Origin of the sequence: Pseudomonas subflava (assembly GCF_023823685.1) — a bacterium.
GTDB lineage: Bacteria > Pseudomonadota > Gammaproteobacteria > Pseudomonadales > Pseudomonadaceae > Aquipseudomonas > Aquipseudomonas subflava.
Genome location: NZ_JAMXBF010000009.1, coordinates 305,861 through 324,236 on the forward strand (window position 1 = coordinate 305,861; position 18,376 = coordinate 324,236).

Genomic DNA, 18,376 nt, shown 5'->3' on the forward strand with positions numbered 1-18,376 from the left:
GATGCTCCTCGATAGCGGGCGCGGCTACGATCTGATCGGCGACGTGCACGGCTGCGGGCGCAGCCTGGCGCGCCTGCTTGAACAGATGGGCTACCGCCGCGAGGGTGGGGTCTGGCGTCACCCGCGGCGCATGGTGCTGTTCCTCGGCGACATCATCGACCGCGGCCCGCGCATCCGCGAGGCGCTGCACCTGGTGCACGACATGGTCGAGGCCGGCCAGGCCCTGTGCATCATGGGCAACCACGAGTACAACGCGCTCGGCTGGTACACCGAGGCGCCGGCCGACAGCGAGCGGCGCCACGTACGCGAGCACACGCCGCGCCACGAACGCCTGTTGCAGCAGACCTTTCGCCAGTTCGAAAACCACCCGAGCGACTGGCATGACTTTCTCGACTGGTTCCAGCAGCTGCCGCTGTTCGTCGACGCCGGGCGCTTCCGCCTGGTCCACGCCTGCTGGGACCACGGCCTGATCGGCGCGCTGCGGGGCGACTACCCGGACGGCCGCATCGACCGCGACTTCGTGATGGCCTCGGCGGTGCCCGGCAGCTTCGCCAACCGCGTGTTCGAGCGCCTGCTGCGCGGCACCGATATGCGCCTGCCGCAGGGCCTGACGCTGACCAGCGAGGAGGGTTTCACTCGCGCGTATTTCCGCACCAAGTTCTGGGAGGACGACCCGCAGACCTACGGCGACGTGGTGTTCCAGCCCGACGCCTTGCCCGATGACGTGGCCAGCCTGCCGCTGACCGCCACCGACAAGGGCCGCCTGCTGCAGTACGGCCTGGACGAACCCATGCTGTTCGTCGGCCATTACTGGCGTCGCGGCCGCCCCGCGCCGATCCGTCCCAACCTCGCCTGCCTGGACTACAGCGCGGTGATGTACGGCAAGCTGGTGGCTTACCGCCTGGATGACGAGACGCAGATCGACCCGGGCAAGTTCGTCTGGGTCGAGGTGGAGCGTCCGGAGGCGCCGCAATGAGTGCGATAGAAGCCCTGCGCCGCCCGCTGCGGGAAGACCTCAGCGGCTTCGTCGGCCTGCTGCGCCGGCTGCAGGTGCCGCATCGGGTCAGCGAGGAGCGCGACGCCCAGGTGCTCTGGGTGCCGGCCGAGCCGCTGGCCGAGCAGGTGCGTGCGCTGTACCTGCGCTATCCGCAGGGCGCCGCGGAGGAGGAGCTGCCGACTCCGGCGCAGCCGGCCCGGCCGGGAGTGCTCGCGCAGATGCGGGCCAGCTGGATGACCGCGCTGGTATTGCTGGCGACCGTGCTGGTCGCCGCCATCACGCTGCTGGGTGACAACCTCGACAGCCTGCGCTGGCTGACCTTCCAGGATTTCCACCTCCGCGGCCAATACCTCTACTTCCAGCCCTGGCTGGCCGGCCTCGAAGCGGGGCAGTGGTGGCGCCTGGTAACACCGATGCTGATCCACTTCGGCATCCTGCACCTGGCGATGAACGGCCTGTGGTACTGGGAGCTGGGGCGGCGCATCGAGTTTCACCAGGGGCGTTTCGCCTTGCTGGGGCTGACGTTGGCGTTCGGCGTGCTGTCCAACTTCGCCCAGTTCTGGTTCGGCGGGCCTTCGCTGTTCGGCGGCCTGTCCGGGGTGCTCTACGGCCTGCTCGGCTACTGCTGGATCTTCCAGTTGCTGGCGCCGACCCCGGCCTACAGCCTGCCGCGCGGCGTGCTGGCGATGATGCTGATCTGGCTGGTGGTCTGCCTGAGCGGGGTGATCGACACCCTGGGCTTCGGCTCCATCGCCAACGCCGCCCATGTCGGCGGGCTGGTCGCCGGTTGCGCCGCGGGTCTCGTCGGCGGTGCACTGGCGCGCGTGCGCCGGTAAACTTGCCCACCTGTTTAGCTTCCCGCTGTTGGAGCCCGCGATGTCGTCCTTTGCCGAAATGATCGAGAACATCACTCCCGAGATCTACCAGAGCCTCAAGCTGGCCGTGGAGATCGGCAAGTGGCCGGACGGCCGCAAGCTCACCCAGGAGCAGAAGGAGCTGTCGCTGCAGGCCATGATCGCCTGGGAGATCCAGAACCTGCCCGAAGAAGAGCGCACCGGTTACATGGGCACCTCGGAGTGTGGTTCCAAGTCCGAGCCGATCCCCAATCTGCTGTACACCTCCGCCAACGCCACGGACACCCTGCACTGATGGTCGAGCTGGCCCGTGGCTCCCTGAGCAAGATGAAGGCGCAGCTGGCTGCGCCGGTGCAGTACGCCTTTCGCCTGGGCGACGAGGAAGTGCCGGTCAACCCGCTGATCGGCAAGACCCTGCGCCTGGAATACCTCGGCGCGATCCACTGCAGCCATTGCGGACGCCGGACCAAGACCAGCTTCAGTCAGGGCTATTGCTACCCGTGCATGCAGAAACTGGCGCAGTGCGACATCTGCATCATGAGTCCGGAACGCTGCCACTACGAGGCCGGCACCTGCCGCGAGCCGGGTTGGGGCGAGCAGTTCTGCATGACCGATCACGTGGTCTACCTGGCCAACTCGTCCGGGGTGAAGGTCGGTATCACCCGCGCCACGCAAATCCCCACGCGCTGGATCGACCAGGGCGCGACCCAGGCGCTGCCGATCATGCGCGTCGCCACCCGCCAGCAGTCCGGCTTCGTCGAAGACCTGCTGCGCAGCCAGGTGGCGGACAAGACCAACTGGCGTGCGTTGCTGAAGAGCGATGCCGCTCCGGTGGACCTGCTGGCGATCCGCGACCGTATCCTCGACATCTGCGCCGAGGGCATGCACGCGCTGCAGCAGCGCTTCGGCATCCAGGCCGTGCAGCCGCTCATTGAGCAGCCGGTGGTGGAGATCAGCTATCCGATCGAGGCTTACCCGGCCAAGATCACCAGCTTCAACCTGGACAAGGACCCGCTGGTGGAAGGCACCTTGCTCGGCATCAAGGGTCAGTACCTGATGTTCGACACCGGGGTGATCAACATCCGCAAGTACACCGCCTACCAGCTGGCCGTGCACCACTGACCACGAATCATCGTCAACGGGCCGTATCGCCGGCCCGCACAAGAAAAGGGCCACAAGCCATGCGTACCGAACAGCCGAAGATGATCTACCTCAAGGACTATCAGGTCCCCGACTACCTGATCGACGAGACCCACCTGACCTTCGAGCTGTTCGAGGACCATACCCTGGTGCATGCCCAGCTGGTGATGCGCCGCAATCCCGAGGCCGGCGCCGGCCTTCCGCCGCTGGTGCTGGACGGCCAGCAGCTGGAGCTGATCAGCGTGGCCCTGGATGACCACGAGCTGAGCGCGGCCGACTACCAGATGACCGACAGCCACCTGACCCTGCAGCCGACCCAGGCGAACTTCGTCATCGACAGCAGCGTGCGCATCCACCCGGAGAGCAACACCGCGCTGGAAGGCCTGTACAAGTCCAGTGGCATGTTCTGCACCCAGTGCGAGGCCGAGGGCTTCCGCAAGATCACCTATTACCTCGACCGCCCGGACGTGATGAGCACCTTCACCACCACGCTCAGCGCCGAGCAGCACAGCTATCCGGTGCTGCTCTCCAACGGCAACCCGATTGCCAGCGGCAGCGAGGAGGGCGGCCGTCACTGGGCGACCTGGGAAGACCCGTTCAAGAAGCCGGCCTACCTGTTCGCGCTGGTCGCCGGCGACCTCTGGTGCGTGGAAGACACCTTCACCACCATGAGCGCCCGTGAAGTCACCCTGCGCATCTACGTCGAGCCGGAGAACATCGACAAGGTGCAGCACGCCATGACCAGCCTGAAGAAGTCGATGAAGTGGGACGAAGAGGTGTATGGGCGCGAGTACGACCTGGACATCTTCATGATCGTCGCGGTCAACGACTTCAACATGGGCGCCATGGAGAACAAGGGCCTCAACATCTTCAACTCCAGCTGCGTGCTGGCCCGCGCCGAGACCGCCACCGATGCTGCGCACCAGCGCGTCGAGGCGGTGGTGGCCCACGAGTACTTCCACAACTGGTCGGGCAACCGCGTGACCTGCCGCGACTGGTTCCAGCTGTCGCTCAAGGAAGGCTTCACCGTGTTCCGCGATGCCGAGTTCTCGGCCGACATGAACTCGCGCACGGTCAAGCGCATCGAGGACGTGGCCTACCTGCGCACCCACCAGTTCGCCGAAGATGCCGGCCCGATGGCCCATCCGGTGCGTCCGGACGCCTTCATGGAGATTTCCAACTTCTACACCCTGACCGTCTACGAGAAGGGCTCGGAAGTGCTGCGCATGATCCACACCCTGCTCGGCGCGGAGACCTTCCGCAAGGGCTCGGACCTGTACTTCGCCCGCCACGACGGCCAGGCCGTGACCTGCGACGACTTCGTCAAGGCCATGGAGGACGCCAGCGGCCAGGACCTGACCCAGTTCAAGCGCTGGTACAGCCAGGCCGGCACGCCGCGCCTGGACGTCAGCGAGAGTTACGACGCGGCGGCCAACACCTACCGTCTGCAGCTGCGCCAGAGCTGCCCGGCCACGCCGGGGCAGGCGGAGAAGCTGCCCTTCGTCATCCCGCTGGAGCTGGCCCTGCTCGACGCCCAGGGCCGTGAGTTGCCGCTGCAGCTGGTCGGCGAAGAAAAGCCGGCGGGCCGCTCGCGCGTGCTGCAGGTGACCCAGGCCGAGCAGGCCTTCACCTTCGTCAATATCGCCGAGAAGCCGCTGCCTTCGCTGCTGCGCGGCTTCAGCGCGCCGGTCAAGCTGAGCTTCCCTTACAGCCGCGACCAACTGATGTTCCTGATGCAGCACGACTCCGACGGTTTCAACCGCTGGGAGGCCGGCCAGCAGCTGGCCGTGCAGGTGCTGCAGGAGCTGATCGGCCAGCATCAGCGCGGCGAGTCGCTGGTACTCGACCAGCGCCTGGTCGCGGCGCTGCGCAGCGTGCTGGAGAACGAATCGCTGGACCCGGCCATGGTCGCCGAGATGCTGTCGCTGCCGGGCGAGGGTTACCTGACCGAGATCGCCGAGGTGGCCGATGTCGACGCCATTCACGCCGCCCGCGAGTTCGCCCGCGTACAGCTGGCCGAGGCGCTGTTCGAGCCGCTGTGGGCGCGTTACCAGGCCAACCGCGAGATCTCGCGCGCCACGCCGTATCTGGCCGAGTCCAGCCACTTCGCCCGCCGCAGCCTGCAGAACATCGCGCTGTCCTACCTGATGCTGACCGGCAAGCCGGAAGTGCTGGCCGCGACCCTGGAGCAGTACGACGCCTGCGACAACATGACCGAGCGCCTGACCGCGCTGGCCGTGCTGGTCAATTCGCCCTTCGAGGCCGAAAAGGCCCAGGCGCTCGAGGCCTTCGCCGAGCACTTCAAGGACAACGCCCTGGTCATGGACCAGTGGTTCAGCGTGCAGGCCGCCAGCGCATTGCCGGGCGGCCTGGCGCGGGTGCAGGCGCTGATGCAGCACCCGGCCTTCACCCTGAAGAACCCGAACAAGGTGCGCGCGCTGATCGGCGCCTTCGCCGGGCAGAACCTGGTCAACTTCCACGCTGCCGATGGCAGCGGCTACCGCTTCCTCGCCGACCAGGTGATCACCCTCAACGCACTGAATCCGCAGATCGCCTCGCGCCTGCTCGGCCCGCTCACCCGCTGGCGCAAGTACGATTCCGCGCGCCAGGCGCTGATGCGCGGCGAGCTGGAGCGCATCCTGGCCAGCGGCGAGCTGTCCAGCGATGTGTACGAGGTGGTGAGCAAGAGCCTGGCCTGACCCGCGACGGCGTTACCGAGCACTTGCTTGGTAACGCCGTCTGTTACCCTTCGTTTCCTTTCCACCTGATCAACTTCCAATCTGCTCCGCAAGCCGCGTTCCAGACGCATTTCGCTTCTCGCCAGGCCTCGAATCTCAAGGTTGAACCGCGCCAGGTAGCAGACAAATTGAGACAACCTCAGGCGGAATCGGTCTTTTCCCGGACTGTCTTGGCGGATGTACATGATTCGGCTACGCCGGCGCCTTTCTGGTATCGATCTTGAATAGCTCGTGCGCGGCCACGTGGCCCGAGCTCATAACAAGAACAATCGATCCATGGAGTTGCCGATGGCCATCCCCTTGCGCAAGCCGTCCCTTCGTTTCGCCCCCGCCAAGGCGGGCTTCGCCCTCGCCGGGCTCATTCCCTTGCTGGTGGCCGTTCCGGCCGGCGCCGTCGAATTCAGCTTCGTCGACGGCGAGGTGACCGGTTCGCTCGACACCACCCTGTCCTACGGCCAGATGTACCGCGTGCAGGGCCAGGACAAGACCAACGACGACACCAACGGCAACGACGGCAATCGCAACTTCGATACCGGCCTGGTCTCCGAGGTGTACAAGATCACCTCCGACCTGGAAGCCAACTACCAGAACTACGGCATGTTCGTGCGCGGCACCGCCTTCTATGACACCCAGATCATGGACAAGCGCAACGACAACGACGACTTCCGCCCCAGCCAGAGCTACCCGAACAACGACCGCTTCACCCACGACACCCGCCACACGGCCGGCCGCAACGCGGAGATCCTCGACGCCTACGTCTACGGCAATTGGGATGTCGGCAGCATGCCGCTGACCGTCAAGGTCGGCCGCCAGGTGTTCAACTGGGGCGAGGGCATCTTCTACCGCGGCGGCATCAACACCACCAACCCGATCGACGCGGCCAAGTTCCGCCTGCCGGGCTCCGAACTGAAGGAAGTGCTGGTGCCGGTGGAGGCCGTCAACTTCAACGTCGGCCTGACCGACAACCTGTCGCTGGAGACCTTCTACCAGTGGAACTGGAAGGAGACGGCGATCGACCCGGCCGGCACCTTCTTCTCCGAGACCGATCTGTTCGCCGAGGGTGGCAGCACTGCCTATACGCGCTACGACGATCCGCTGCTGCCCATCGTCATGTCCGGCTATCAGAGCGCGCTGGGCGCCGGCCTGGTCGGCAACGGCCCCTTCGGGCCGAACGCCTACCTGGACCCGCAGTACAACGTGTTCAAGGTGGCCAACATCGGCAGCGACATCAACGCCAAGAACGACGGCCAGTACGGCATCGCCCTGCGCTACGTGGCAGAGGACTGGAACCTCACCGAGTTCGGCTTCTACTACATCAACTATCACGCCAAGGAACCGCAGATCGCGGTGGACCTGAGTGGCTACGAGGGCGTCGACCTGGCAGCTCTGTCGTCTGCGCTCGGGCCATTCGGTTCGGCGTTGGCTCCTGCCGTAGCGACCCTGGACGCCGCCAGCAACGCCGTGGCCCGCCGCGAGTTCGTGGAGGACATCCGCGTCTACGGCTTCAGTTTCAACACCACCGTCGGCGAGGCCTCGGTGTTCGGCGAGCTGTCCTACCGGCCCAACCTGCCGGTGGGCATCAGCGCCACCAACGACCTGCTCGGCGACCTGCTGGGCCAGGGCTTCTTCGGCCTCACCGACATCTATGACGGTAGCCTCGCCGGCGACCAAGCCTGCGCCGACATCTCCGGCAAGCAGCTGTGCCGCGGGCCGATCTTCCACAACTACGAGCGCATCGAGGCGTTCAACCTGTCCATCGGCACCATCTACAACTTCGGCCCGACGCTCAGCTTCGACTCGCTGATGGGTGTGGCCGAGCTGGCCTCCGAGCACGCCCGCGCCAGCGACCTGAGCTACACCGCCTACGACGGCAGCGAGCGCGGCTTCTCGGGTCGCCCCAACGGGGCCTACGTGTCCGGCTACGACGAGGAGGATCAGCTCGACCGCGACGCCTATGGCTATACCCTGGCCCTGTCCGGTACCTGGAACGACGTGTACGCCGGGGTCAACCTGTCGCCGTTCGCCGTGTTCAAGCACAACTTCCAGGGCAACTCGCACCAGACCGGCAACTTCGTCGAGGGGGCGATGGCCTATTCGGTCGGCCTGCGAGCCAGTTACCTGAACAGCCTGGAGGCCGAAGTGCAGTACACCGAATACTATGGCGCCGGGCAGAACAACAGCGGTCGCGACCGCGACAATGTCGGGGTCAACCTCAAGTACTCCTTCTGAAACCGCATCCCAGGGCCGGGCGGCATACCGCCCGGCTCGCTAGTACGGAGAATCACCCATGCTGATCAAACACTCGCTGATGGGCGCCGCCGTCGCCCTCGCGCTCTCCGCCGGCAGCGCGCTGGCCGCCGTTTCCGCCGACGAGGCGGCCAAGCTCGGCACCACGCTGACGCCCTTCGGCGCGGAAAAGGCCGGCAACGCCGACGGCAGCATTCCGGCCTGGACCGGCGGCATCACCCAGCCACCGGCCGGCTACAAGGGCAGCGGCCAGCACCACGTCGATCCGTTCTCGGAAGACAAGCCGCTGTTCACCATCACCAAGGCCAACCTGGACCAGTACAAGGACAAGCTGAGCGCGGGCCAGATCGCCCTGTTCAATTCCTACCCGGAAAGCTTCCAGATGCCGGTGTACCAGAGCCGCCGGTCCGGCTCGGCCCCGCAATGGGTCTATGACAACACCCTGAAGAACGCCACCACCGCCAAGCTGATCGAGGGCGGCAACGGCTTCGCCGACGCCTACGGCGGCATCCCGTTCCCGATCCCGAAAGATGGCGTCGAGGCGCTGTGGAACCACATCGTGCGCTATCGCGGCACCTACATCACCCGCCGCTCCGCCGAAGTGGCGGTGCAGCGCAACGGCGCCTATTCGCCGGTGGTGTCCGAGGTCGAGGCGCTGTTCCGCTACTACAACCCGAAGGGCAGCTACGCCGATCTCGACAACATCCTCTTCTACTACCTGAACTTCACCAAGAGCCCGGCGCGCCTCGCCGGCGGCGCGGCGCTGGTGCACGAGACCCTGGATCAGGTGAAGGAGCCGCGCCAGGCCTGGGCCTACGCGGCCGGCCAGCGCCGCGTGCGGCGTGCGCCGAACCTGGCCTACGACACGCCGATCTCCGCCTCCGAGGGTCTGCGCACCGCCGACGACACCGACATGTTCAACGGCGCGCCGGATCGCTACGAGTGGAAGCTGCTCGGCAAGCGCGAGCTGTACATCCCCTACAACAACTACAAGATCGCCGGCGAAGGGGTGAAGTACGAGGACCTGCTGCAGGTCGGCCACATCAATCCGGCGCTGACCCGCAACGAGCTGCACCGCGTGTGGGTGGTGGAGGGCACGCTGAAGTCCGGCTCGCGCCACGTCTACTCCAAGCGCACCCTGTACCTCGACGAGGACAGCTGGCAGGCCGCCGTCGTCGATCAGTACGACGGCCGTGGCGAGCTGTGGCGCGTGTCGATCGCCTATCTGAAGAACTATTACGACCTGCCCACCACCTGGTCGGCAATGGAGGCTTTCCACGATCTACAGAGCCGCCGCTACCACGTGCAGAACCTGGACAGCGAAGAGCCGACCACCGCCGTCTTCGACAAGCCGGAACCCGAGGACAGCGAATTCACCCCCTCGGCCCTGCGTCGCCGCGGCACCCGCTGATCGAGCTACTCCGTCGCTCGTTCGAGCGGCTTTCTATCGACCCGGTCATTCAGACCGGGTCGTTCTTTTTTCTACGCCGTCGCTCAACCCTGTCTGGTGGCCCGCTACGGCTCTCGGCAGCCTCTGTCACGGGGGATTCGCGGCGTAACCGGCGCTTAACAAAACATAACGTCGCGCCGATTGTCAGTTTTTTCCAAAGCCGTATAGCATGAGCCGGCCTAAAGAAGGCGCTGAACCCACTTATAAGAATAAAGGGGGAAATATATGCGTGAGCCCGTCATGCGGCGCACCCGCTCCGGTTGCCTGACTTCCGTCCAGGCCCCGGCCCGTCATCCATCGCCGCTGGCGAAAGCGCTGTCCCTGCTCAGCGTATGTTCCGTTCTGGCCCTGGCCGCGCCCCTGCCGTTGCAGGCCGCGGACGCCGCCGCCGTCACCTCCATCGAATCGCCCAAGGCCGTCAGCAGCCTGCTGCTGGACGTCGCCCGTGCCGGCAAGCGCCTGGTCGCGGTTGGCGATCGTGGTCACATCCTGTTTTCCGAAGACGCTGGTCGCAACTGGGTCCAGGCCCGGGTGCCGACCCGTCAGCTGATCACCGCCGTGTACTTCGTTGACGACAAGCACGGTTGGGCGGTCGGCCACGACGCGCAGATCCTCGCCACCGACGACGGCGGTGCCAACTGGGAACTGCAGTTCGAAGACCTGCAGCGCGAAGCGCCGCTGCTGGACGTCTGGTTCCGCGACACCAACACCGGTTATGCCGTGGGCGCCTACGGTGCGCTGCTGGAAACCACCGATGGCGGTAAGAGCTGGAACGACGTCAGCGATCGCCTGGACAACGAAGACGGCTATCACATCAACGGCATCACCGCCGTGAAGGATGCCGGCCTGTTCGTCGTGGGCGAGGTGGGCACCATGTTCCGCTCCGCCGACTGGGGCCAGACCTGGGAGAAAGTCCAGGGCCCGTACGAGGGCACCCTGTTCGGCGCACTCGGCACCTCCAGCGCCAATACGCTGCTGGTCTACGGCCTGCGCGGCAACCTGTTCCGCTCCACCGACTTCGGCAACAGCTGGGAGCAGATCAAGCTGCTCTCCGAGAACGGTCCGCTGGAGTTCGGCCTGGCCAACGGCAGCCTGCTCAAGAACGGCTCGCTGGTCGTGGTCGGTCATGGCGGCAGCGTGCTGACCAGCGACGATTCCGGGCGCAGCTTCACCGTGGTCAACCGTGCTGACCGTGCCTCGCTGGCCGGCGCCATCGACGACGCGGCGGGCAACCTGATCCTGGTGGGTCAGGGCGGCGTGCACCTCGCTACTCCGACTGGCACCGAGCCAGGCAAAAAACAATAAGCCGGGGCGAATGAGCATATGAGTTCCATGAGCAGCCATCACCAGGACAAGGCGACCTTCCTAGAGCGCCTGATCTTCAACAACCGGCCGATCGTGATCATGCTGTGCGCAGTGATCACCCTGCTGCTGCTGTGGCAGGCCTCGCAGATCCGTCCCTCGACCAGCTTCGAGAAGATGATTCCGCTGGAGCATCCTTTCATCGAAAAGATGCTCGAGCACCGCAACGACCTGTCCAACCTGGGCAACACCGTGCGTATCTCCGTGGAAGCGAAAGATGGCGACATCTTCAGCAAGGAGTACATGGAGACCCTGCGCCAGATCCACGACGAGGTGTTCTACATCCCCGGCGTCGACCGTTCCGGTCTGAAGTCGCTGTGGAGCCCGAGCGTGCGCTGGACCGAAGTGACCGAAGAGGGCTTCGACGGCGGCGAGGTCATCCCGCAGACTTACGATGGTTCCCCGCAGAGCCTCGGCGAACTGCGTGGCAACGTGCTGAAGTCCGGCCAGGTCGGCCGCCTGGTGGCCAACAACTTCAAGTCCAGCATCATCGACGTACCGCTGCTCGAGCAGTACCCCGACCCGAATGACCAGAGCAAGCTGCTCAAGCTGGACTACCGCCAGTTCTCCCATGAGCTGGAAGAGAAGATCCGCGACAAGTACCAGGCGCAGAACCCCAATGTGCAGGTGCACATCGTCGGCTTCGCCAAGAAGGTCGGTGACCTGATCGACGGCCTGATCATGGTGGTGGCCTTCTTCGGCGTCGCCCTGGCCATCACCCTGGTGCTGCTGTACTGGTTCAGCTGGTGCATCCGCTCGACGATCTCGGTGGTGTCCACCACCCTGATCGCTGTGGTCTGGCAGCTGGGCCTGATGAACCTCGCCGGCTTCGGTCTCGACCCGTACTCGATGCTGGTGCCGTTCCTGATCTTCGCCATCGGCATCTCCCACGGGGTGCAGAAGATCAACGGTATCGCCCTACAGTCGAGCGAGGCCGACAACGCCCTGACCGCGGCGCGGCGCACCTTCCGCCAGCTGTTCCTGCCGGGCATGATCGCCATCCTGGTAGACGCCGTCGGCTTCATCACCCTGCTGATCATCGACATCGGCGTGATCCGCGAGCTGGCCATCGGCGCCTCCATCGGCGTGGGCGTGATCGTGTTCACCAACCTGATCCTGCTGCCGGTCGCCATCTCCTACATCGGCATCAGCCAGAAGGCCGTGGAGCGCAGCAAGAAGGACGCCTGCCGCGAGCATCCGTTCTGGCGTCTGCTGTCCAACTTCGCCCACCCGGTGGTGGCGCCGATCTCGGTGGTCATTGCCCTGTCGGCCGGTGTCGCCGGCTTCTGGTACCAGAAGGCCAACCTGCAGATCGGCGACCTCGACCAGGGCGCGCCGGAGCTGCGTCCGGACTCGCGCTACAACAAGGACAACGACTTCATCATCAACAACTACTCGACCAGTTCCGATGTGCTGGTGGTGATGGTCAAGACCAAGAGCGAGGGCTGCTCTACCCACGAAGCGCTGGCGCCGATGGACGAGCTGATGTGGCGTCTGGATAACACCGAGGGCGTGCAGTCGGCCATCTCCATGGTCAGCGTGTCCAAGCAGGTGATCAAGGGCATGAACGAGGGCAGCCTCAAGTGGGAGACCCTGTCGCGCAACCCGGACATCCTCAACAACTCCATCGCCCGTGCTGATGGCCTGTATAACGCCGACTGCTCGCTGGCACCGGTGCTGGTGTTCCTCAACGACCACAGGGCTGCGACGCTGAAGCGCGCCGTCGGCGTGGTGGAAGAGTTCGCCAAGGACAACAACACGGACAACCTGCAGTTCATGCTCGCCGCCGGCAACGCCGGTATCGAGGCCGCGACCAACGAGGTGATCGCGACCGCCGAGCTGAAGATCCTGATCCTGGTGTACATCTGCGTCGCCGTGATGTGCCTGATCACCTTCCGCTCCTTCGGCGCCATGCTGTGCATCATCCTGCCGCTGATCCTCACTTCCATCCTGGGCAACGCCCTGATGGCCTGGCTGGGCATCGGCGTGAAGGTGGCGACCCTGCCGGTAATCGCGCTCGGCGTGGGCATCGGCGTGGACTACGGCATCTACATCTACAGCCGCCTGGAGAGTTTCCTGCGCGCAGGCATGCCGCTGCAGGAGGCTTATTACGAGACCCTGCGCTCCACCGGCAAGGCCGTGCTGTTCACCGGCCTGTGCCTGGCCATCGGCGTGGTTACCTGGATCTTCTCGGCGATCAAGTTCCAGGCCGACATGGGTCTGATGCTGACCTTCATGCTGCTGTGGAACATGTTCGGTGCGCTGTGGCTGCTGCCGGCACTGGCCCGCTTCCTGATCAAGCCGGAGAAACTGGCCGGCAAGAAGGGCGGTTCGCTGTTCGCTCACTGATCGGCACCGTGCACTACGAAAGGGCTCCCTCGGGAGCCCTTTTCTTTTGTCGAATTGCCATTCGACGCTGGGTGGATGAGTTGTGGAGGAGGGCGCTCTCTATGGTCGGGTGCGCTACCCATTGGCGGGCTGCCGCTGCGCGGCGAGGCCGCCCTACATGTTGCTCCGTGCTGCCTGTGCTCGATGTAGGGTGGCGTCGGAGCGCAGTGAACAGTCCACCGGTCGGTGTTCAGATGAGGCACATCCGGCGGGCCGCCGCTACGCGGCGAGGCCACCCTACGTGTTGCTCGGTGCCGTCTGGCCATGAGGTAGGGTGGCCTCGGAGCGTAGCGACAGTCCACCGGTTGGTGTTTAGATGAGCCGCGTCCGGCAGGCTGCCGCTGCGTGGCGAGGCCACCCTACAAACTTGTTAGAGAGGCGAGGGGAGCGAGTTGGCTGCGGCCCTTTTGGATGATTCACAGGCATGAAAAAGCCGCCTTGCGGCGGCTTCTTCTGTACGGCTCGAATTACATATTGGGGTAGTTCGGGCCGCCGGTGCCTTCCGGAGCCACCCAGGTGATGTTCTGGGCCGGGTCCTTGATGTCGCAGGTCTTGCAGTGCACGCAGTTCTGCGCGTTGATCTGGAAGCGCTTCTCGCCGTCTTCCTGGGTCACCACCTCGTACACGCCGGCCGGGCAGTAGCGTTGCGCCGGTTCGTCGTACTTCGGCAGGTTGACGTTGATCGGGATGCTCGCGTCGGCCAGCTTCAGGTGGCAGGGCTGCTCTTCCTCGTGGTTGGTGTTGGAGAGGAACACCGAGGAGAGCTTGTCGAAGCTCAGCTTGCCGTCCGGCTTCGGATAGTCGATGCGCTTGGACTCGGCCGCGGTCTTCAGGCAGGCGTGATCCGGCTTGTTGTCGTGCAGGGTGACCGGGATCTTGCCGCCGAAGATGTTCTGGTCGATGAAGTTGAAGGCAGCGCCGGCCAAAACACCAAACTTATGGATCGCTGCGCCGAAGTTGCGGCTGCAGAACAGCTCGTCATACAGCCAGCTGGCCTTGAAGCCGTCCACGTAACCGTTGAGCAGATCTCCGCCCTGGCCGTCGGCCAGCAGCACGTCAGCCACGGCGTCGGCGGCCAACATGCCGGACTTCATCGCGGTGTGACTGCCCTTGATCTTGGCGAAGTTCAGGGTGCCCAGGTCACAGCCAATCAGCGCGCCGCCCGGGAAGACCATCTTCGGCAGGGAATTCAGGCCACCCTTGCTGATGGCGCGGGCACCGTAGGAGACGCGTTTGCCACCTTCCAGGTACTGCTTGACCACCGGGTGGTGCTTGTAGCGCTGGAACTCGTCGAACGGCGACAGGAAGGGATTGGCATAGGACAGGTCAATGATCAGGCCGACCACCACCTGATTGTTTTCCAGGTGATAGAGGAAGGAGCCACCCGTGTTTTCATTGCCAGCGAAGTCCAACGGCCAGCCGGCGGTGTGCACCACCAGGCCCTGCTCGTGCTTGGCCGGGTCGATGTCCCAGATTTCCTTGATGCCGATGCCGTAGTGCTGGGCGTCGGCTTCGCTGGCCAGGTCGTACTTCTTGATCAGCTGCTTGCCGATATGTCCGCGGCAGCCTTCGGCGAACAGAGTGTACTTGGCGCGCAGCTCCATACCCGGGGTGTAGTAACCCTCTTTCGGGTGGCCTTCGCGGTCCACGCCGAGGTCGCCGGTGACGATGCCGCGGACCACGCCGTTCTCGTCGATCAGCGCTTCCTGGGCGGCGAAGCCCGGGTAGATCTCGACGCCCAGGGCTTCGGCCTGCTGGGCCAGCCAGCGGCACAGATTACCCAGGGAGATGATGTAGTTGCCCTCGTTGTGCATGGTCTTGGGCACAAAGAGGTTCGGGACCTTGATGGCGCTGTCGGCGTTCTTCAACATATAGATGTCGTCACGCTTGACCTCGGTGTTCAGCGGCGCGCCCAGTTCCTTCCAGTTGGGGAACAGTTCGTTCAGGGCGCGCGGCTCGAAGACCGCACCGGAGAGGATGTGAGCGCCGACTTCGGAACCCTTCTCGACCACGCAGACGCTGATCTCTTTGCCGGCGTCGGCGGCCTTCTGCTTCAGTCGGCAGGCGGCGGACAGGCCGGAGGGGCCGGCGCCGACGATGACGACGTCGAATTCCATAAATTCGCGTTCCACAGAGAATCTCCTACTCAAGGCTTCTTCGGTGTTTGTTGATCTGTGCTATGGCTAGGCTTTCTCTGGCCTGCGCGCTGGGCATTATATATACAGGCCCTTGCCCGTCCAATACAAACGTTTGTTTGAATTTTGTCAAAGCCTGACGGCGCAAGGCTTCGCGCCGACTAAATGGGAGTTTTTCGTGTTGACCGAAAAAGGCGTTCCGGTCAAGATACGGTCGGTTTTGCGTTCGCCGTATGGGCTGACCGTCGGTTCCGGCCGACCTGCATCACTGGCCAGGCTTGCCTTGGCGACATTCTTATTCACCGGAGAGTAACGAGGAATCCATGAAGGTTCTTGTAGCTGTCAAACGAGTGGTCGACTACAACGTCAAAGTCCGAGTCAAGGCGGATAACTCCGGCGTCGACCTCGCCAACGTCAAGATGTCGATGAACCCCTTCTGCGAAATCGCCGTGGAAGAAGCCGTCCGCCTGAAGGAAAAGGGCGTCGCCAGCGAGATCGTCGTCGTCACCATCGGTCCGAACACCGCTCAGGAGCAGCTGCGTACCGCCCTGGCCCTGGGTGCCGACCGTTCCATTCTGGTGGAGACCAGCGAGGAGCTGAACTCCCTGGCCGTGGCCAAGCTGCTCAAGGCTGTAGTCGACAAGGAGCAGCCGCAACTGGTTATCCTCGGCAAGCAGGCCATCGACAGCGACAACAACCAGACCGGCCAGATGCTGGGCGCCCTGACCGGCTTCGCCCAGGGCACCTTCGCCTCCAAGGTCGAGCTTGCCGGTGACAAGGTCAACGTCACCCGCGAGATCGACGGCGGCCTGCAGACCGTCGCCCTGGCCCTGCCGGCGATCGTCACCACCGACCTGCGCCTGAACGAGCCGCGCTACGCGTCTCTGCCGAACATCATGAAGGCCAAGAAGAAGCCGCTGGACGTGGTCACTCCGGACGCCCTGGGCGTTTCCACCACTTCCACCGTCAAAACCCTGAAAGTCGAAGCGCCTGCTGCCCGCAGCGCCGGCATCAAGGTCAAGTCCGTGGCCGAACTGGTAGAGAAACTGAAGAACGAGGCGAAGGTAATCTAAATGGCTATCCTGGTTATCGCTGAACACACCAACGCTGCCCTGGCCGCCGCCACGCTGAACACCGTGACCGCTGCCCAGAAGATCGGTGGCGACATCCACGTTCTGGTCGCCGGTGCCGGTTGCGCCGCTGCTGCCGAAGCCGCTGCCAAGATCGCTGGCGTGTCCAAGGTCCTGGTGGCCGACAACGCCGCCTTCGCTCACCAGCTGCCGGAAAACGTCGCTCCGCTGATCGCCGAGCTGGGCAAGGGCTACAGCCACGTGCTGGCTCCGGCCACCACCAACGGCAAGAACTTCCTGCCGCGCGTTGCCGCCCTGCTGGACGTCGACCAGATCTCCGAGATCATCGCCGTCGAGAGCGCCGATACCTTCAAGCGTCCGATCTACGCCGGTAACGCCATCGCCACCGTGCAGTCCTCCGCTGCCGTGAAGGTGATCACCGTGCGCAGCACCGGCTTCGACGCCGCTGCCGCCGAAGGCGGTTCCGCCGCCGTCGAGTCCGTCGGTAACGGCGCCGATGCCGGCAAGTCGTCCTTCGTCGGTGAAGAGCTGGCCAAGTCCGACCGTCCGGAACTGACCGCTGCCAAGATCGTCGTTTCCGGCGGCCGCGGCATGCAGAACGGCGACAACTTCAAGCACCTGTACGCGCTGGCCGATAAGCTGGGCGCTGCCGTCGGCGCTTCCCGCGCCGCCGTCGACGCCGGCTTCGTGCCGAACGACATGCAGGTCGGCCAGACCGGCAAGATCGTCGCTCCGCAGCTGTACATCGCGGTCGGCATCTCCGGTGCCATCCAGCACCTGGCCGGCATGAAGGACTCCAAGGTCATCGTCGCCATCAACAAGGACGAAGAAGCCCCGATCTTCCAAGTGGCTGACTACGGCCTGGTGGCTGACCTGTTCGAAGCCGTACCGGAGCTCGAGAAGCTGGTCTGATCCCGCTTCCCGCTCTCACAAAAAACCCGCTCATCGAGCGGGTTTTTTGCTTTCAGGTCTCTTGCTTCTGCCGGTTGAGGAAGGCCTGGTAGTGCCGCGCCGTTTCCTCGGGGCGCTCGATCATCGGCGCGTGACCGCAGTCCTTCATCACCACCACGCTCGGCCGCTTCAGCAGCGGCTCCATCACCTGAATGCTAGAGACATCCAGCGCCCGATCCTTGTCGCCCCACAGCACCAACGTAGGGGCCTCGATCTTCGGCAGCTCGGGTTCCAGCGGCACGTAATGGCTGCGCAACTGGGCGAAGATGCGGTCGTAGTGCTCGCGGTTGGCCACCGACCGTTCAGCGAAATAGCGCTTGAGCGCATCCGGCAGTGGCGGTGGCGTGACGAAGACGAACTTCAGCAACGCATCGAACTCCTCGGCGCTGCGTGCGACCAGCGGATTGGGTTCGCCACGCTCGAGGCGCTGGATCAACTCGCTCTTCTGTGGAGAGTCGATGCCGGAGTTGTCCAGCAGCGCCAGGCTCGCCACTTCCGCAGGATGGCGTGCGGCGTAGAGAGCGGCGATATGACCGCCCATGGAATTGCCGATCAGGTGCGGTCGCTCGACCTTCAGGGCCTGGGCGAAGGCGCGTACCCGTTCGGCCTGGCTGAGCACGTCGTAGCGGATGTCCGGGCGGCTGCTCTCGCCGAAGCCCGGCAGGTCGAGGGCGATCACGTGGTAGAGATCGGTGAAAAAGTGAGCGAAGCGCAGCCAGTTGTCGCGATTGGCGCCGAAGCCGTGGATCATCAGCAGGGTTTCGGCGTTTGCCGGGCCACCTTCGTAATAGTGTATGGTCAGGTCGTCGACCTGCACTTGGCGCGGGGACAGGCCGGCCTGCTGGCGTTCGACGAACGTAATACCGGCGACCAATGCGCCGGGCCAGAAGTAGAGCGTGCCGGCCGCGAAGGCCAGCAACAGGGCGACGCCGAGGATCAACTTCTTCATGGGCCCAGTCCTTATCGCTGATTATTATTAGGCACGCTTGCTACGCTAACATGACGCAGGCGGGGCCTGCCCCC

The 18,376-nt window shown here is 64.5% G+C and carries 13 protein-coding genes; 11 read left to right on the forward strand and 2 right to left on the reverse strand.

The window, feature by feature from the left end; all coding sequences use genetic code 11:
- Position 1: 1 nt before the first annotated feature.
- The 9 genes from NF616_RS14925 (at position 2) to NF616_RS14965 (ending at position 13,137) form a co-directional block, all read left to right on the forward strand.
- Positions 2–976 carry a metallophosphoesterase gene (locus tag NF616_RS14925; RefSeq protein WP_252274075.1) on the forward strand — a complete coding sequence of 325 codons (975 nt, stop codon included), beginning with the start codon at positions 2–4 and terminating at the stop codon, positions 974–976.
- Positions 973–1,833: a rhomboid family intramembrane serine protease gene (locus tag NF616_RS14930; RefSeq protein ID WP_252274076.1), complete on the forward strand. Its 861-nt coding sequence runs from the start codon at positions 973–975 to the stop codon at positions 1,831–1,833. The genes NF616_RS14925 and NF616_RS14930 overlap by 4 nt, the downstream gene beginning before the upstream one ends.
- Before the next feature lie 40 nt (positions 1,834–1,873).
- Positions 1,874–2,146 (forward strand): YeaC family protein, encoded by a 273-nt coding sequence (locus NF616_RS14935; RefSeq protein ID WP_252274077.1) that lies wholly within the window; start codon positions 1,874–1,876, stop codon positions 2,144–2,146.
- Positions 2,146–2,973 carry a DUF2797 domain-containing protein gene (locus NF616_RS14940; protein WP_252274078.1) on the forward strand — a complete coding sequence of 276 codons (828 nt, stop codon included), beginning with the start codon at positions 2,146–2,148 and terminating at the stop codon, positions 2,971–2,973. Before NF616_RS14935 ends, NF616_RS14940 begins: the two co-directional genes overlap by 1 nt.
- A 59-nt stretch (positions 2,974–3,032) precedes the next feature.
- A complete protein-coding gene (gene pepN, locus NF616_RS14945; protein ID WP_252274079.1) occupies positions 3,033–5,690 on the forward strand; it encodes an aminopeptidase N in 2,658 nt (885 codons plus the stop codon).
- A 327-nt stretch (positions 5,691–6,017) separates the two neighbouring features.
- Complete coding sequence (locus NF616_RS14950; RefSeq protein ID WP_252274080.1) at positions 6,018–7,958, forward strand: DUF1302 domain-containing protein; 1,941 nt, start codon at positions 6,018–6,020, stop codon at positions 7,956–7,958.
- Positions 7,959–8,016: 58 nt separating this feature from the next.
- A complete protein-coding gene (locus NF616_RS14955; protein WP_252274081.1) occupies positions 8,017–9,387 on the forward strand; it encodes a DUF1329 domain-containing protein in 1,371 nt (456 codons plus the stop codon).
- Positions 9,388–9,651: 264 nt separating this feature from the next.
- On the forward strand, positions 9,652–10,731 hold the full coding sequence (locus NF616_RS14960) for a WD40/YVTN/BNR-like repeat-containing protein (RefSeq protein ID WP_434091886.1): 1,080 nt from the start codon (positions 9,652–9,654) through the stop codon (positions 10,729–10,731).
- A gap of 18 nt (positions 10,732–10,749) precedes the next feature.
- Complete coding sequence (locus tag NF616_RS14965) at positions 10,750–13,137, forward strand: efflux RND transporter permease subunit (protein WP_252274082.1); 2,388 nt, start codon at positions 10,750–10,752, stop codon at positions 13,135–13,137.
- A 506-nt stretch (positions 13,138–13,643) separates the two neighbouring features.
- Here NF616_RS14965 and NF616_RS14970 read toward each other — a convergent pair.
- Positions 13,644–15,326 carry an electron transfer flavoprotein-ubiquinone oxidoreductase gene (locus NF616_RS14970; protein ID WP_286675062.1) on the reverse strand — a complete coding sequence of 561 codons (1,683 nt, stop codon included), beginning with the start codon at positions 15,324–15,326 and terminating at the stop codon, positions 13,644–13,646.
- A 308-nt stretch (positions 15,327–15,634) separates the two neighbouring features.
- Between NF616_RS14970 and NF616_RS14975 the strand changes: the two genes are divergently transcribed.
- The gene (locus tag NF616_RS14975) at positions 15,635–16,384 is read left to right on the forward strand and encodes an electron transfer flavoprotein subunit beta/FixA family protein (protein WP_252274084.1); all 750 of its coding nucleotides are present in this window, start codon (positions 15,635–15,637) and stop codon (positions 16,382–16,384) included.
- The gene (locus tag NF616_RS14980) at positions 16,385–17,314 is read left to right on the forward strand and encodes an electron transfer flavoprotein subunit alpha/FixB family protein (RefSeq protein ID WP_252274085.1); all 930 of its coding nucleotides are present in this window, start codon (positions 16,385–16,387) and stop codon (positions 17,312–17,314) included.
- Positions 17,315–17,366: 52 nt separating this feature from the next.
- Here NF616_RS14980 and NF616_RS14985 read toward each other — a convergent pair whose 3' ends face one another.
- Positions 17,367–18,302, reverse strand: coding sequence for an alpha/beta fold hydrolase (locus NF616_RS14985; protein ID WP_252274086.1), 936 nt, complete (start codon positions 18,300–18,302; stop codon positions 17,367–17,369).
- Positions 18,303–18,376: the final 74 nt, after the last annotated feature.

What these genes read in the sequence shown, in the direction of transcription:
- NF616_RS14925 (WP_252274075.1), top strand. Translation starts at nt 2, where the DNA reads ATGCTCCTCGATAGCGGGCGCGGCTACGATCTGATCGGCGACGTGCAC.
- NF616_RS14930 (WP_252274076.1), top strand. Translation starts at nt 973, where the DNA reads ATGAGTGCGATAGAAGCCCTGCGCCGCCCGCTGCGGGAAGACCTCAGC.
- NF616_RS14935 (WP_252274077.1), top strand. Translation starts at nt 1,874, where the DNA reads ATGTCGTCCTTTGCCGAAATGATCGAGAACATCACTCCCGAGATCTAC.
- NF616_RS14940 (WP_252274078.1), top strand. Translation starts at nt 2,146, where the DNA reads ATGGTCGAGCTGGCCCGTGGCTCCCTGAGCAAGATGAAGGCGCAGCTG.
- pepN (WP_252274079.1), top strand. Translation starts at nt 3,033, where the DNA reads ATGCGTACCGAACAGCCGAAGATGATCTACCTCAAGGACTATCAGGTC.
- NF616_RS14950 (WP_252274080.1), top strand. Translation starts at nt 6,018, where the DNA reads ATGGCCATCCCCTTGCGCAAGCCGTCCCTTCGTTTCGCCCCCGCCAAG.
- NF616_RS14955 (WP_252274081.1), top strand. Translation starts at nt 8,017, where the DNA reads ATGCTGATCAAACACTCGCTGATGGGCGCCGCCGTCGCCCTCGCGCTC.
- NF616_RS14960 (WP_434091886.1), top strand. Translation starts at nt 9,652, where the DNA reads ATGCGTGAGCCCGTCATGCGGCGCACCCGCTCCGGTTGCCTGACTTCC.
- NF616_RS14965 (WP_252274082.1), top strand. Translation starts at nt 10,750, where the DNA reads ATGAGTTCCATGAGCAGCCATCACCAGGACAAGGCGACCTTCCTAGAG.
- NF616_RS14975 (WP_252274084.1), top strand. Translation starts at nt 15,635, where the DNA reads ATGAAGGTTCTTGTAGCTGTCAAACGAGTGGTCGACTACAACGTCAAA.
- NF616_RS14980 (WP_252274085.1), top strand. Translation starts at nt 16,385, where the DNA reads ATGGCTATCCTGGTTATCGCTGAACACACCAACGCTGCCCTGGCCGCC.
- NF616_RS14985 (WP_252274086.1), bottom strand. Translation starts at nt 18,302, where the DNA reads ATGAAGAAGTTGATCCTCGGCGTCGCCCTGTTGCTGGCCTTCGCGGCC.